The sequence below is a fragment of the Bacteroides sp. D20 genome (assembly GCF_003436255.1).
GTDB classification, from domain to species: Bacteria; Bacteroidota; Bacteroidia; order Bacteroidales; family Bacteroidaceae; genus Bacteroides; species Bacteroides uniformis.
This window is the reverse complement of sequence record NZ_QSOO01000003.1, coordinates 288,289-303,769: the sequence shown is the minus strand read 5'-3', so window position 1 is coordinate 303,769 and position 15,481 is coordinate 288,289. Positions and strand designations below refer to the sequence as shown.

Genomic DNA, 15,481 nt, shown 5'->3' with positions numbered 1-15,481 from the left:
CAGAGATTCGTTGAACAAAACAAATGGATGACATGCCAATGCTTTTAGTCTACACTATATATTATGAAATACATTAAATACTTACTTCTATTGTGTTTAATCACCGCGTGCAATCCGTCGGACACAAAGCCCACACCGGAAGGCAGCATCGAAAGCCCCGTCATCACCAATGACCTCTCCAATCAGAAGGTCACCGCCTTTGCCGAAGATGCACAAGGACACATTTGGATAGGAACTTCACGAGGGGTAAACAAATATAATGTACACGAATATCATCAGTATTACTGTACGGATGACTCGCTGGATATACCCGATAATCAAATCAACGACCTCTTCCGTGATTCACAAGGCCGGTTGTGGGTAGTCACCGTAAATGGAACCAGCCTATACACAGACAAAGATAATTTCCAAAATATCCCACTGGACTTCCCCAATAAAAACGGCATCCAAATACTCGAGAACAAAGACGGAAAGATTTTTCTGAACATGATGCACAACCTTGCCGTATATAATCCACAAACACACAAATTTGACGTACCCATCAAGATATTTGACCCAAACTATACCTTCAACAACCGCTGCTTCATAGACCAGAGCAACAAACTGTGGGCAGTGACCCCACTGTCTCTGCGCCGCTACAACTCCTCCACACTGGCACTGGAAGACTCCATCCCAATGCAGGGCATTTTTCCCACCCACTTCTTCATGCACACCAACGGAATCCTATGGCTGGCGGGAAACCGCCAGATAACATTGTTCGACACACATACGCACAAATTCAAGGAAACACCCCAAGCCCTTCGGAGCCATCCGTTGCTGCTGCATGCCAACGTCAACTACATCCACCCTTACGGCAGCAACAGCCTGCTGCTGAATACCGACCAACAAGGAATGTTTCTCTACAACTACGTGGAAGGATACGTGATACATCAGAGCGAAAACGGTTTTCCCTTCGAAGTGCCTCACTTCAAGATAAGCACCATGTTTACCGACTCACAGAAAAACCTGTGGATAGGCTCTGTAGACCAAGGCTATGTCGTGCGTTACAACTATAAAGAACGTTTCAACACCAATAATCATCTCAGCTCATACCTGAACCGAAAGTCAGTGCTGTCCGTGGCAGTGGACAAGGAGCGAAATCTCTGGATGGCCACCATGATAGACGGGCTGTACGTTTACAACATGGACAGCCACGAAGTGAAAGAAGTGGACTCGGCTGGACTTCCGGGAAAAAGCGCTACCGACAAACCGGACATCACACGCGTATTCGTAGATGATGAGGGCTACATCTGGCTGGCGGCCCTCTATGCGAGCAGGGTGATGAAATGCAGCTATAAAAACGGCATACTGAAGACAGAGTCTATTCATGACATCTTCCTACCACTGTCGTTTGCACAAGATCGTTGTGGAACAATTTGGGTGGGTACATACAGCCCTAAACTTTATGCCAAAAAGCGTAAAGAAAAAGAATTTGTCCAAACAAAAGTATTTTCCTGGACGGGAACCTTCATACCCGGACTCCTTCCACGCAACAACGGAAAGATGTGGACCACTGCCTTCATGAACCCAGTCATGCAAATCAATCCCGACAATTGGGAAAGCGCTGAAGTACCATTCGAGAACACCGACTGGCAAGCTTGTATCCAACGTTCAGTATTCATCCCTACCGACATCTTCGAAGACAGTCGTGGAGATGTATGGATTGGGACCGTCAGCAACGGACTGCTGCACTATTCTGCCGCCACCGGAAAAATCGAGACCATAGAGGGTACACCCTGCCGGGACATCTCTTGCATTGAGGAAGATGCACAAGGCAATATATGGGCAGGCACACAATACGGGCTGGGCAAATATGACCGCACCGTAGGGAAATTTACCAACTACTATGCCGCCGACGGCATAGGCGGCAATCAGTTTTACGACCGTTCTTCATGCCGCCTGCCCGACGGGACACTTGTTTTTGGCGGTACGCACGGGCTGACTTTCTTCAACCCTATGGACGTAAGTACCAAACGGGAAATTCCACTGCTCTTCGAGGATTTGAAGATACACAACCGGTTGGCACGCCCACAAGACAGCGAAAGTATAGACAAGCACCTCTCCTACCGACCGGACATCTGCCTGGACCACAATCAGAATGGTTTCAGCATCTCCTTTGCCGCACTGGACTACTGCGAATATGAACGCGTACATTATTATTACAAGATGGACGGTTTCGACAAATATTGGATTGATGCCCGCAACAACCGCGAGGCCTACTATGCCAATCTGCCTGCCGGTACCTACACCTTCAAAGTTAAAATAACCAATAACGACAAGAGCATTGTAGAAAGGGAGAATTCCATACGCGTCATCGTAAAGCCCGCCCCTTGGCAAACGTGGTGGGCATGGTGTATCTATCTGCTTATTGCCGCCGCCATCATCGGTATCTTCATCCGTGCCTGGCTACGTATCAAGCAGGAAAAAGAAACCACCCGGCGTGCCAAACTTGAGAAGGAGCAGGAACAACGGGTGAACCGCATGAACATGAGTTTCTTTGCCAACATCTCGCACGAGTTCCGCACCCCGCTCACCATGATTTCGGGCCCGGTGACACAACTTTGCGAAAGTCCCAAGATAGAGGGAGAAAACAAACAACTGCTTTACATCGTACAACGCAGTGTGGGGCGCATGCTCCGTCTGGTGAACCAGCTGATGGACTTCAACAAACTGGAGAATGACACCCTGAAGCTGCGAGTGAAACGGACTGACATCATCTCGCAACTGCAACGCTTTGTAGATATTTTCCGCATCAACGCCAACGAGAAAGGCATCGCACTGAACACTTATGGCCTGGAGGATACTTTCCTCATGTGGCTGGACGTGGACAAGCTGGACAAGATTGTAGGAAACCTGCTTTCAAACGCCTTGAAGTTCACTCCGAACGGTGGGAAAGTGGAACTGTGCTTCGACGTCATTACCCGCGAAGAGGCTGCGCGTCTCTTTACGCTGACCGACAAAGACATCGACACGCAATACGTCAAAGTTGCCGTGGCCGACAGCGGGAACGGAATCCCCGAGGAACAGTTGGAGAAGGTATTCGAACGCTACTACCAACTGGACAATCAATCCAAAGGCACCTATAACTGGGGAACCGGCATCGGCTTGTACTACGCCCGCAGCCTGGCGCTGCTGCATCACGGCTACCTGAAAGCCGGTAACCGTACCGAAGGAAGCGGAGCCGTCTTCACCCTGCTGCTGCCGGTGAATGACCTCTCCTATACCCCCGAAGAATGTACCCTCCCCGAAGAAGAACAGAACAAGGCGTTTCCGATACAAACGGAAGAACAGTATCAACTGGAAAACACAGAGAGCATCCGGCAACAAAAGCAAACCCTGCTGGTGGTAGACGATGATACGGAAGTGGCCCACTACCTGAAGGCCCTGCTTTCTCCCGTCTACAACGTTGTCTGCCGCTTCGATGCCGACAGCGCCTTCAAAGCCATGAGCGAAGAAGCTCCCGACCTCGTACTGAGCGATGTAGTGATGCCCGGAAGAAACGGTTACGACCTCTGCCGACAGATAAAGGAAGACTTGCAACTATGCCACATCCCCGTGATACTGGTAACAGCCAAAGCTACTGTAGAGAACCAGGTGGAAGGTCTGAATACCGGTGCAGATGCCTACGTAACGAAACCTTTCGAGCCCAACTACCTGCTGGCGCTTATCAAATCCCAGCTGAAGAACCGTGAGAAAGTGCGCAGTCTCCTGAGCCGTTCCACCCAAACGGATGAGATTGAGGAGAACGTGCTCTCCCCGCAAGACAACACCTTCATGACCGAACTTTACCACCTGATGGAAAACGAACTCTCCAATCCGGAACTGGACGTGGCGCGCATGACCGAGCTGCTGAAAATCTCCCGCACCAAATTCTATTACAAGGTAAAGGGGCTGACGGGTGAGAACCCCAGCGTATTCTTCAAGACCTACAAGCTGAACCGTGCCGCCAAATTGATAAAGGAAGGGAAATATACCATCTCAGAGATAGCGGACATGACGGGATTCAGTACACTGTCCCATTTCTCGACCAGCTTCAAGAAACAATTCGGGGCGACGCCGAGCGAATACAGCAAGTAAAAAACCAGTCGGTTCAAATTTATTCATTACATTTGTACCATTCTTAAAAAAACTTTTTATCCATGGCACACCGACTGAATACCAACAAGCAGTTTATGATAGGCAACGGCATCCTTGCTTTCGCCGTGATTTTTGTAGTTGTCATCTTTGTCTACATGAGCATGAGGCTGCAACAACGGAAAGAAGGAGAACGCAACTTCATCGAGACATACACCATCACACTGACGAAAGGATTTGCCGGAGATTCCACTTCCATATTCATCAACGACAGCCTGCTGGTGAACCGCACCATTGCAGAAGAACCTTTCACCATCGAAGTGAAACGCTTTGCCGAGCAAAACGCACTCATGATTGTAAACAATGCAACTGAAAAGCTTTCCTTATTTGAGCTAAGCGAAAAAGGGGGCGAATACCGGTTCGAGAAGGAAGGGGAAGAGGTGAAGCAGCTGGCAAAAAATTAGGGATAAAAAGTTGTGAAGCATTTTGCTCTCATATTTCGGAGTCAACAAGCTTTTTCCTGGCTTACCAACAGCCACTACAAAGACATCACATAACTTTTGCAGTGCTACTGCAAAGACATTACACAACTCCTGCAGTGACACTGCAGCGATACTGCATACCTTTTGCAGCGTTACTGCAAAACAGTTGCAGTGTCACTGCAAAGGTATTGCAGCAGCACTGCAAAAGGAGTGCAGTGACAGTGCAAGAGGTATGCAGTAGTTTTGCAGTATCACTGTCTGTAAAACAAGGAACTACTTACCGTCCATACTAATCTCTAACCATTTATTTTCGTTTGATATTTCCGAAGCTCCGCTCTCAATGCTTGTGCCTTTCCATCAGTCATCCGGTCGAGCAAATCCCAGAAACGCTCCCCGTGATTCATCTCGCGGGTATGTGCCAGTTCGTGCAGTAGCACGTAGTCTATCAGATGCTTGGGAAGAAGTACCAGATAATAGGAAAGGTTGATATTGCCTTGTGCCGAACAGCTTCCCCAACGCCCGCTGCTGGAATTTATCTTCACACTCTTGTAAGGAAGGTTGTGCTGCATGGAAAGCATATACAGACGGGGCGGAAGAATAATCTTCGCATTTCGCCGTAAAGCTTCCTCAATTACCTTGCGCAGCCAAGCCTGCAACTTCTCATCCGAGAAATCGGCATCAGGAGGACAGATTATCTGCATTTCCCCCAATTCCGAACGGGACAAGAACCGTTCCCGTTGTCCGCTGACCAACGTCAGTTTAAAGAACTCCGTATCAATGCGGTAATCCAAATCAATCAGCTTTCTGACCAGCTTCTGTCTGGCAGCTTTCAGACGCGGACGAAGCTGCTCGATGGCACTCTCTACCTCGGCAAGAGAAGTCCGGGGAGGCACAGTCACGTAAATTCCATCTTCCTTTGTACGGAAAGTAAGACGCCGTGCCCGGGCATTGACCCGGACAAACAAAGGACCAAGCTCTTTATCTTCTATAATGCGGTTTACTGTCATAAATCAAAGCCTCTCCCATAGGAAAGGGGCGGGAAGAGGCTTTGCAAATGAACAAAGAATCGTCCAAAAACGCAAGCAAATACCTGACAAAAGCGGACGGAGTGTCCGATAATGAACACTACACAAAAGCGACTATCCTTTAATAATCAACATTTTACACTTATGGCACAATAATTGATTAAAGTATGATGACCGAGCGTCCTTTGAAAAAAGCATTTTTATATGCAACTTTTTCAAGGTAGATCACGTCTAACTAATAAATACTGAATCACAAAAAACAAAAGAATATGAAAGCTCTAACAACATTTATCGCAATCGCCTTATTGGCATTCAGTACAACCGCTTGTTCACAACAACACACATACCGTTCCGGAGGCTTCGGCAGCAAGACGGTCAAGGCAAGCAAGAATTATGTAACCAAAGACATAAAAGTGGACAACTTCACCAAGCTGAGTGTAGCCGGCAGCCCCGACGTGACCTACACGCAGAAGTCCGGCAAACCGACAGTGGAAGTATACACCTCGGACAACATTGTAGACTTACTGGATATCCGTGTCAAGGACAATACCCTCTACATCGGCTTCAAGAAGAACGTCAGCGTATCCTATAATAAACTGGAAGTACGTGTGTCCGCAGAAAAGCTGAACGGCATTGCCGTGGCAGGTTCGGGAGACGTGGAACTGAAAAACGGACTGAAGACGGATGACATCAAAATCTCTGTGGCTGGTTCGGGTGACATCAGTGGAAACAACATCTCCTGCACAGACCTCGATATTTCCATCGCAGGCTCGGGAGACATCAATAGCAGCAACATCACTTGCAATGACCTCCAAGTATCCGTTGCAGGTTCAGGTGACATGAAGCTGAATAACGTAACCGCCAACTTCACCAGAGCATCCGTTGCCGGTTCGGGTACCGCCATCCTGAGCGGCAGTACCCAAGAAGCTGAATACAGCGTGGCAGGTTCGGGTGATTTGCTTGCTTCCGATTTCGTTGCCAAGAAAGCATCTGCCAGTGTTGCCGGTTCAGGCGACATCAAGTGCCATGCCACAGATTTCCTGAAAGTACGCACCAGCGGAAGCGGCAGTGTAGGCTACAAGGGTAATCCGGAACTGGACTATCCCAAGAAAGGACTGTATAAACTCTAACATAGAAAACATAGATTCTCAGATTGATGACTATAAACCTAAACTAAATTCTCTCTCAAATAATTACCTGCAAAAAGAACGAAGGACTCCCGCGAGGAAGCCCTTCGTTCTTTTATCACCCCACACCTCCGAAGCACGGGAACAGTTGTCATTTATCTATATTCAGAATGCCCGATTCATTGTCGCTGTTATTGATGCGTCTGCCGGATGATTTGTAACGCTTACCAAACTCGAAGTTATAACTCAGCTTGATAACCGCCATCTGTCCTATTTCTTTCGCATGACTCCACGAGGTATAGGGCGCCACTTTGCTCACCCGTTCCTTGCCCGTCTTGTAGTTGTTGGTGAACGGGAACATCATCCCTGCTCCTAATTGCAGCCGCTTGTGGGTATAAGTGGCTAAAACAGCAGCCTGGTTTTCACCCTTATAAATCGTTTCGCCCATCAGCTCGTTCGCCCTTTTACTGAATTGTCCCAACAGAGAGAACTGCTTATAATTGAACACGGCACCCAGGTTGTAATAGAAATCATTATACGTATGGGTATAGGTATTGCCGTTAGACCAGTAACGTGTAAATCCACCATCTATACTCAGCGTCAGGAAATTCTTCAGACTACCAATGTTCAGTCCGCGGAATGTGAAAGAAGGGCCAAAGCGCAGAAACTGTGCAGAACGCTGGTTCTCGTTCATCGAAACCAACTTGTCTCCCTCGGCAAACACACTCTCCATGATGATATTCTTGTGATAGCCATGTGTCACATTCAGCATGAAGACGAACTTCTTCTTCATATAGGAATAGTTCAACGTATTGTTGAAAACGCTGTAAGTCTCCAATGCCGGGTTACCGCGTACTATCTGGATGGTATCTATCGCCTGCTCCACATTGGTCAATGCACTGAGCGAAGGAATCTTGGGTTCGACATTGAACCGATAGTTGATGTTGCCGTTCTTGTGCGGAGAGAAGTTCAGACGGACAGTGGGAGTAAAGGTATAGTAGGTATGTTCCTCCCCTCCTTCCTTGAAATAAGAGCGGGTCAGTCCGGCACTCACACCATAGCTCACTTTCCTGATATTACCCTGCACCTCGGCAAACGCCGCTGTCTTTGCCTGGTTCATTTCCGATACGACGGGTGAAGAGCCTGCATACTCGTTCCTGGCATACATCTGGTAGTGGCGCAATCCGGCGCTGAATACGAGGAACTTGAAACGCTTGTCGTAGATGGCTTCACCGATAATGGAACGCTTATTCCCCGTCACATCTGTTTCAATCATCGCCAGGTCTTCGGCTTGAGGCGTATATTCGTGGTAGAGCCTATTATTGTCGGTGTGCATCAGCGTACCGGTCACGCTCATCGTAAGCATCTGATTCTTCGGTAATGTACGCTGGTAATAAAGGTCGAGCGAAGGAGTGTAGCTGGACTGCTTGTTCTTCAGTCTGGAGAAGATATAGTTATCGGCATCCGCAGCATCATACAACTTGTTCGACTGGTTCAGGCAAGGGGCATCATAGACACTGTTGCGGAACACGACGTTGAATACGTACTTATCCTGCTCCGTCAGATTGTAAGAGAGGTCGATATTGTGGGTAAAGTGCTTGTTTTGGTCGTGAAGCCCCTCCTGCACACGATGTATCGTCTTATTTTCCAACACATATGTCTCGTCTATATCCGTATATGTTTTTTTGAAGTTACGGGCAGACAAGTTATAGAACAATCCCCATTGTGACTTGTTATGATTGAACTTTGCCACCACATTGTCCTCGCTAAACAACATGTGGGGAGCATTAGTGGCTTGTATATTGACCAGTCCACCCGTTTCGCGGCGGCGGACAATGATGTCCACCACAGCGCCCAGGCTGCTGTCGCCATAGCGCTCTCCCGGATTTTCGATGAATTCTATTCTTACAATCTCCTTGGGCAGGAGGGCTGCCACTTCGGTGGAGGTAGCCACAATACCGTTGATACGTGTCTGTACGCTGCCGCCATTGGCTTCCAGGCCTTTACCAAGAGCATCCACCTTCAAGTGCGGAATGGCAAGGTTCAGCATCAGGTCGTAGGGATTATAGGAATTCTTCATGGCAGTAGCGGTGGGTACTACAACCATGCGGTCTACCTTCTGCGTGATATTGCTGCCCGATATTACCACCTCGTCCAGTGCTACCGACTGTTCTTTCAAGATAATGTCTCCCATCTGCACAGTGCCTTGGGGAGTCCTGATGACAATCTGTTCGCCGACGTAACCGATATAAGAGAGTCTTAACAGGAAATCCGAACCGGCAGTGGCTCTCAAAGCAAATTTACCTTTGCCATCAGTGGTGCTTTCCGTAACGAATGAAGAGTCGGGCAAGGAAATCAGGGCTACATTGACAAATTCCACCGGACGGTTCTGTTCATCTACAATTGTACCGTTTACTTTCACTGTTTGTGCCGCTGCGGCAAAGCTACCCAACAGGCATACGATAGCTATAACAAGAATCTTTTTCATAAATGCCGGTGTTTAGAGTTTGTCTTTTAAAGCTGACTCGATGATTGCCTTTATCTCTTCTGACGAAAGAGTTTCTTTATTGGTCCACTCCTTGTCTCTCTCCTCCGAGATATCCAATACGGAATCGCAATGTTCCGACATCAGCAGAAAGAGCATTTTCTCTGAAGTTTCGCCCGACGCGCTTATTACCTCATAGTGCACTTCGGCATACTTGCAAAATTTGCCGTCTACGTTACGACCACATTTACGCTCCAGGTATCCGTAACGGAATTTCTCACCTTCGCCTAACTGCGACTTAACATATTCCTTAGTTGCCGACTTTATTTTATACTGGTCGCTTCCGGGGAAGTAACATGAAGTAAGAGATACAAGTGCGAAACACGCTGCGATTGCCATTGTTCTGAATGTACTTTTCATAAGACTTTCTGTTTTTTGATTTGATGCAAAGTTAAGGCAAGAAGTCTCTTAACTCCTACTAAATCGCACTATTAAAAGTCTTAATACTTAGCACATAAAGCACTGATTATCAACAATGACATATTATAAAAGTCTTAATCCGGCCTCTTCCGGTCTAAATGCCTCTTATGCACTCCACAATATCCTGTTTTTCGCCTGCATTTATCTTCTTTCGGATGGAAGTCTTACGCACGTAGATGGTTGCACTTGTCTGTTGGGTGACCACACCGATTTCTTTCGTGGAGAAACCGGCACAGAGCAGACAGCATATCTGCACTTCCTTATCAGACAATACCTGTCCGAACTTTTCCATCATGCGGGAATAAAAGCCATCGTATAGTTTATCAATTACCGGATAAAGGTCTGCCCAGGCAAGAAGTCCTTCCACCGGAATCTCCTTATTGCCGATGCCCGAAATAAGTTTCAGCAACGCCTGGTTCTGTGAGGTAGGCGTATTGGCAACAAGCCGTATGATACCCAGCTGCTGAAGAAGCAGCTTCTTGAAGAAAGCACCGCTATTCTCTTCCTGATTGTCCGATACCTTCTGGGCATCTTCCAGCAGGCGGGTCAGTGCATCAATACGTTCCTCGGCTTCGGCAAGGCGCTTCCGTCTGTTACGGATATAAAAGGTAAGGGAAACAAGTACCCCGACAAACACAACAACAACCAGCATCGAATACATCCGTGTCTTCTGCCGTTTGATTATCAACTCATAGTTCAACTGTTGAAGCTTGTTCCTGGTCACCAGCTGTTGCTCTATCACGCTATTCTGGTCCCTCATCTCATTCCTGACAGAATCAGCAAACCTACCGAAAGTGACAATGTCCAAAGGTGCCCCGGAAGTATAGTCCAGAATTGTTTTCAACTGTGCCAGCGCACTGCGTACAGAAAAGCCCTCGGCTCTCTTTTCTTCCTGCTTCAATTCATTGTTCCACGCCTGCTCCCAATAGTAACGGGCAGAATCCAACTGATGAAGGTTCAGGAAGTTTTCAGCAAAGATTACCTGCAGAATGGGATAGTTGTCGGTCATAGGCATCAGCCGTCTAACCCGGTGAAGCAGTTCATTGGACTTGGTATATTCATGGCTGTTGGCAAGAAAAGCGGCATAATTCCTCAGATAGTGACAGGCCGAAGCTGTATCGGCTGCCGCCAATGCCATGTCAATACTCTGTTCCAGGTAATCCGAAGAAGAAGGGTGGTTGGCAAGCGCCATATTGAGTCCCAGGTCATAGAGTATGGAGCAATGTTCCCGGACAGATAGCTTATCAGCATATTGCAATATCTTTTCCATCAACTCTATCGCCTGGGAGTGGTCATTTCTCAGATAAGCTATCTCTGCCTTTCCCCGATAAAAAAGAAGAAGCCAGAAGGTGTCTTTCCGGGCTATGGCATAGTCCAAGCCATTCTCAATCGCTTCATCCATGCGTTCCTCCTGCTTCATCCATTTATAATAGGAGGCTTCAAGCAGGTAGCCATCAAGCATACGGGAAGAGTCTTTCCGCTCACGATAGTAGTGTATCGCTTCAGGAAGCAGCGAATCTTCCGCCAATGACATACCCATACGGTAGCGGGCCTGCGCACAGTTCCAAACGAACTGCATCCACTCCGCTTCTGAAAACCCGACATCCTTTTCTATGGAATTAAGCAACTTCAGCGCACTGTCCGGACGGCTCTGCAACAAAGAGTCGGTCTGCGCCAAAAGTTTTTTGTTGCCATGACAGTCATTACAGCCTACAAAGCACATAATGCCTAAAAGCATAATACAGATGTATAGTATGTTTCTCATCTTCTCCATTGTATATATTTGCAGTGAGTAAAGTTGAGAAAAAAAACGGCAGACTCCAAACTATATATACTGTAAATAATAACTCCCTTAAATAAAAAGCCTTGTAACCCACAGGCAAGAACAACAAAGGGACGCTGCATCACGCGGCGTCCCTTCTATTTTAGTTAGTTTTTATAAGATTTTGAGAGAATTGAAACTTCACAGCCTCAAGTTGTTTTAATAAAGCACACTAACTATTATTATGTTTAAAGCAAATGAAAATGTTATTTTAAAAGCAAATGAAAATATCTATTCCTTGATTTCCAGCTCCTTGTTCACCCGGCGCAGGCTGTCCATCACCTGCTTCTCATGAGACACGGGCACATCTCCCGAAAGAGCTACCGACGGTGCGGAAATCTGTTTACCGATAGTATCGGTTGCGGCTACTTCCTCTACATCCGAAAAGAATGAATGCTGCATCACATTTCCCAGCGAAAGAACCACTGCCACTACTGCGGCGGCTTTGAACAGCGGCATGAAGCGTGCGGCCAGTGTCAGGCGCTTTGCCTTGACCACCGGAACTTCCACTTCGGCAAGCACCCGGGCATCAAAATCCTCACCCAGATGCACTTCCTGCTGAAGCTGCTGATATACGAACAAATCCTTGTAGCGAAGCAAGTGCTTGGGCACATCGCTTCCGCTAAAGAAAGCACGCAATTCAGCCTCATCTTCCAAAGAAGTTTCGCACTGCCAGTAGCGCTCCAAGAGTTGTTCTATATATTTAGAGTCCATAACCTTCTATATCAATAAACGTTTGTTTCACTTTTTGCCGCGCCCTGAAGAGGTTCACTTTTACCTGCTCCTCGGTCAAGTTCAGGACTGCTGCTATTTCTTTATAGCTTTTACCTTCCACATCCCTAAGCTGCATAATCAGCCGCTGCTTTTCGGGAAGTCTGTTCATCAGCCGGTGTATCAACGCCATCCGTTCCTTGTTCACCAGCTTCTCGTAAGGGCCCGATGCATCGGAGGCCTGCTCCATTTCGGGGGTCAGCTCCACGGTACGGGAGTCTTTTCGCTCGCTACGGTCTATCGCCAGATTTCTTGCCACTGTCAGGCAATAGGCCTCAATAGAACCAAACTGCGACCACTCGTCACGCTTGTTCCAAACCCTTATCAGCGTTTCCTGCACGACATCCTCTGCCTCTGCCCTATCAAACGTAATTCTCAAGGCTAACCGAAAAAGCTTATCCTTCAGCGGGAGAATGTCATTGCGAAAGCTGAGTTCTTGCATCTCTAATAAATTGACGGTTAAGTATTCAGAAAGTTACAGCCTATTGCCGTTTTTTTTGAATTATTTTCGGATACGGGTTCCACTGTTCCCGTTGATGGCTGATGCTAAAGTGATTACGACTTCGGACACACCCGCATTCAACGCCTCGAAAGAGTTCTCCAATTTTGGAATCATGCCACCTTGAATCACACCATCTGCCACATATTGCTTGAATTCCTCCGGCGTTATCTGTGGAATCACGCTATCATCGTCGTTCTCGTCACGCAGCACCCCTTTCTTCTCAAAGCAGAATACCAAAGTAACATCGAACAAGCCCGCCAAAGCCTTGGCGGTCTCTCCGGCAATGGTGTCGGCATTCGTATTCAGCATGTGCCCGTCTCCATCGTGTGTCAACGGAGCCATCACGGGAACCACACCCTTATGAATGAGGTCTGCCAAGAAAGCATCATTCACCTGCTTCACATCGCCCACAAACCCATAATCCACCTCCTTCACGGGACGCTTTACCGAACGGATTACATCCATATCGGCTCCCGTCAAGCCCAGTGCATTGACACCACGCGCCTGCAAGCCGGCAACGATATTCTTATTCACCAGTCCGCCATACACCATGGTCACCACCTTCAGCGTTTCGGTATCAGTGATGCGGCGGCCATTCACCATTTTACTTTCAATACCCAGTTGGGCAGCGAGCTTCGTGGCCGAGCGTCCGCCTCCGTGTACCAAGACCTTGTAGCCTTCGATGGCTGCAAAGTCATCCAATAACTTATAGAGGGTGGCTTCCTCTTCTACAATCTTGCCACCCACCTTTATTACAGTCAGTTTCTCCATTTTATTCCAAATAAGTATATCCGTACAGTCCGGAACGGTAATTAGACAAGAATTCCTTCCCTTCTTCCACAGAGATACGCCCTTCCTTGACGGACTGCGTCACCCAAGTTTCCAGCGTACGTACCAGTTTTTTAGGATTATATTGCACGTAGTCCAACACCTCAGCCACCGTCTCGCCGTCAATCAGTTGGTCGATGGTGTAGCCTTTGGAATTGACAGACACATGCACGGCATTCGTATCACCAAACAGATTGTGCATATCTCCCAGAATCTCTTGATAAGCTCCGACCAGAAAAACCGCCAGATAGTAGTGTTCCTTGTCGCGCAACGAGTGCAGCGGCAGGGTGGTCGTATCGGCACGCGAGCTGACGAAATTGGCAATTTTGCCGTCCGAGTCGCAAGTCATATCCTGCAAGGTAGCCTCGCGGTCGGGTCTTTCATCCAGCCGTTGTATGGGCATGATGGGGAACATCTGGTCGATAGCCCAGGAATCGGGCAATGACTGGAACAGCGAGAAGTTACAGAAATACTTGTCGGCAAGCAGCTTGCTCAACTTGCGGAATTCCTCGGGGCAGTGCTTCATGCCGCTGGCAATGGAGTTGATTTCGCGGCAGATACTCCAGTAGAGTTTCTCTATTTGTGCACGCGTATTCAGGTCGACGATGCCATGGCTGAAAAGGTCGAGTGCCTCTTCGCGTATCTGCTGCGCATCGTGCCAAGGTTCCAGCATACTGCGCTGGCTCAGATTATCCCAGATGTCATACAGTTCCTTCACCAGTTCGTGAGCATCCTCTCCCGGTTCCCAGTCGTCGTCCATTTCGGGCAGGGAAGCCGTTTCCAGCACTTCGAAGATAAGCACGGAGTGATGGGCAGTCAGGCTGCGTCCCGTCTCGGTAATGATATTGGGATGAGGGAACCCGTGTTTGTCGGCAACATCAACGAAAGTCGACACCACATCGTTGACATATTCCTGGATGGAATAGTTGACGGAGCTTTCGCTACTTGAAGAGCGTGTACCGTCATAATCAACTCCCATACCGCCACCAGTATCCACGAATTCGATGTTGAAGCCCATCTTGTTCAGCTGCACAAAGAATTGCGAAGCTTCACGCAAAGCATTCTTGATGCGGCGTATCTTGGTTATCTGACTGCCGATATGGAAATGTATCAGCTTCAGACAGTCCTTCATATCTTTTTTCTCCAAGAAGTCCAGCGCTTCGAGCAGTTCACTGGATGTCAGTCCGAACTTGCTGGCATCTCCTCCGCTTTCTTCCCATTTGCCACTTCCACTGGAAGCCAATTTAATGCGAATACCGATATTAGGTTTCACCTTCAATTGCTTCGCCATCTTGGCAATAAGATTCAACTCATTAAGTTTCTCTACAACAAGAAAAATGCGTTTGCCCATTTTCTGTGCCAACAGTGCCAGTTCAATGAAGCTCTCGTCCTTATATCCGTTACAAACCACGAGGGAACCCGGGTCTGTATTGACCCCTATCACAGCATGCAACTCCGGCTTTGAACCCGCTTCCAGCCCCAGATTGAACTTCTTCCCATGGTTAATCATCTCTTCTACCACGGGACGCATCTGATTCACTTTAATGGGATAGATAATAAAGTTCTCTCCTTTATACCCGTACTCGTCGGCTGCCTGTCTGAAGCAGCAGGACACCTTCTCGATGCGGTTGTCCAGAATATCGGGAAAACGCACCAATACCGGAGCCGCTACATCGCGCAACTGCAACTCGTCCACCAACTCTTTTAAATCGACGGCAACCCCATCCTTACGCGGTGTCACCACAACATGACCTTTGTCATTGATACCAAAGTACGAAGTGCCCCAACCAGTTACGTTGTACAGCTCTTCTGAATCTTCAATACGCCATTTTCTCATCAGTACATT

11 protein-coding genes are annotated in these 15,481 nt (G+C 47.9%); 3 read left to right on the top strand and 8 right to left on the bottom strand.

What is annotated here, in order from left to right; translation table 11 throughout:
* Positions 1 to 63 precede the first annotated feature (63 nt).
* Positions 64 to 4,116 (top strand): hybrid sensor histidine kinase/response regulator transcription factor, encoded by a 4,053-nt coding sequence (locus DXD78_RS04680; protein WP_083790045.1) that lies wholly within the window; start codon positions 64 to 66, stop codon positions 4,114 to 4,116.
* A gap of 62 nt (positions 4,117 to 4,178) precedes the next feature.
* Positions 4,179 to 4,577, top strand: a complete 399-nt coding sequence (locus DXD78_RS04675; RefSeq protein ID WP_005825862.1) for a hypothetical protein — start codon at positions 4,179 to 4,181, stop codon at positions 4,575 to 4,577.
* Positions 4,578 to 4,891: 314 nt separating this feature from the next.
* Here DXD78_RS04675 and DXD78_RS04670 read toward each other — a convergent pair whose 3' ends face one another.
* On the bottom strand, positions 4,892 to 5,602 hold the full coding sequence (locus DXD78_RS04670) for a SprT family zinc-dependent metalloprotease (protein WP_005825865.1): 711 nt from the start codon (positions 5,600 to 5,602) through the stop codon (positions 4,892 to 4,894).
* Between the two features lie 287 nt (positions 5,603 to 5,889).
* Here DXD78_RS04670 and DXD78_RS04665 point away from each other — a divergent pair, with 287 nt between their 5' ends.
* Positions 5,890 to 6,750 (top strand): head GIN domain-containing protein, encoded by an 861-nt coding sequence (locus DXD78_RS04665; RefSeq protein ID WP_009037381.1) that lies wholly within the window; start codon positions 5,890 to 5,892, stop codon positions 6,748 to 6,750.
* Positions 6,751 to 6,898: 148 nt separating this feature from the next.
* Here the strand turns inward: DXD78_RS04665 and DXD78_RS04660 are convergent, their stop codons facing one another.
* The 7 genes from DXD78_RS04660 to speA form a co-directional block, all read right to left on the bottom strand.
* On the bottom strand, positions 6,899 to 9,235 hold the full coding sequence (locus DXD78_RS04660) for a carboxypeptidase-like regulatory domain-containing protein (RefSeq protein WP_009037382.1): 2,337 nt from the start codon (positions 9,233 to 9,235) through the stop codon (positions 6,899 to 6,901).
* Between the two features lie 12 nt (positions 9,236 to 9,247).
* Positions 9,248 to 9,652, bottom strand: a complete 405-nt coding sequence (locus DXD78_RS04655; protein WP_005825870.1) for a hypothetical protein — start codon at positions 9,650 to 9,652, stop codon at positions 9,248 to 9,250.
* A gap of 154 nt (positions 9,653 to 9,806) precedes the next feature.
* Positions 9,807 to 11,477, bottom strand: a complete 1,671-nt coding sequence (locus tag DXD78_RS04650; RefSeq protein ID WP_009037383.1) for a LuxR C-terminal-related transcriptional regulator — start codon at positions 11,475 to 11,477, stop codon at positions 9,807 to 9,809.
* A 288-nt stretch (positions 11,478 to 11,765) separates the two neighbouring features.
* Positions 11,766 to 12,248 (bottom strand): hypothetical protein, encoded by a 483-nt coding sequence (locus DXD78_RS04645; RefSeq protein ID WP_009037384.1) that lies wholly within the window; start codon positions 12,246 to 12,248, stop codon positions 11,766 to 11,768.
* Complete coding sequence (locus tag DXD78_RS04640) at positions 12,238 to 12,747, bottom strand: RNA polymerase sigma factor (protein ID WP_009037385.1); 510 nt, start codon at positions 12,745 to 12,747, stop codon at positions 12,238 to 12,240. Before DXD78_RS04640 ends, DXD78_RS04645 begins: the two co-directional genes overlap by 11 nt.
* A 60-nt stretch (positions 12,748 to 12,807) precedes the next feature.
* Positions 12,808 to 13,578: an acetylglutamate kinase gene (argB, locus tag DXD78_RS04635; RefSeq protein WP_005825877.1), complete on the bottom strand. Its 771-nt coding sequence runs from the start codon at positions 13,576 to 13,578 to the stop codon at positions 12,808 to 12,810.
* Position 13,579: 1 nt separating this feature from the next.
* Positions 13,580 to 15,472, bottom strand: coding sequence for a biosynthetic arginine decarboxylase (gene speA / locus DXD78_RS04630; RefSeq protein ID WP_005825878.1), 1,893 nt, complete (start codon positions 15,470 to 15,472; stop codon positions 13,580 to 13,582).
* Between the last annotated feature and the right edge of the window lie 9 nt (positions 15,473 to 15,481).

What these genes read in the sequence shown, in the direction of transcription:
- DXD78_RS04680 (WP_083790045.1), top strand. Translation starts at nt 64, where the DNA reads ATGAAATACATTAAATACTTACTTCTATTGTGTTTAATCACCGCGTGC.
- DXD78_RS04675 (WP_005825862.1), top strand. Translation starts at nt 4,179, where the DNA reads ATGGCACACCGACTGAATACCAACAAGCAGTTTATGATAGGCAACGGC.
- DXD78_RS04670 (WP_005825865.1), bottom strand. Translation starts at nt 5,602, where the DNA reads ATGACAGTAAACCGCATTATAGAAGATAAAGAGCTTGGTCCTTTGTTT.
- DXD78_RS04665 (WP_009037381.1), top strand. Translation starts at nt 5,890, where the DNA reads ATGAAAGCTCTAACAACATTTATCGCAATCGCCTTATTGGCATTCAGT.
- DXD78_RS04660 (WP_009037382.1), bottom strand. Translation starts at nt 9,235, where the DNA reads ATGAAAAAGATTCTTGTTATAGCTATCGTATGCCTGTTGGGTAGCTTT.
- DXD78_RS04655 (WP_005825870.1), bottom strand. Translation starts at nt 9,652, where the DNA reads ATGAAAAGTACATTCAGAACAATGGCAATCGCAGCGTGTTTCGCACTT.
- DXD78_RS04650 (WP_009037383.1), bottom strand. Translation starts at nt 11,477, where the DNA reads ATGAGAAACATACTATACATCTGTATTATGCTTTTAGGCATTATGTGC.
- DXD78_RS04645 (WP_009037384.1), bottom strand. Translation starts at nt 12,248, where the DNA reads ATGGACTCTAAATATATAGAACAACTCTTGGAGCGCTACTGGCAGTGC.
- DXD78_RS04640 (WP_009037385.1), bottom strand. Translation starts at nt 12,747, where the DNA reads ATGCAAGAACTCAGCTTTCGCAATGACATTCTCCCGCTGAAGGATAAG.
- argB (WP_005825877.1), bottom strand. Translation starts at nt 13,578, where the DNA reads ATGGAGAAACTGACTGTAATAAAGGTGGGTGGCAAGATTGTAGAAGAG.
- speA (WP_005825878.1), bottom strand. Translation starts at nt 15,472, where the DNA reads ATGAGAAAATGGCGTATTGAAGATTCAGAAGAGCTGTACAACGTAACT.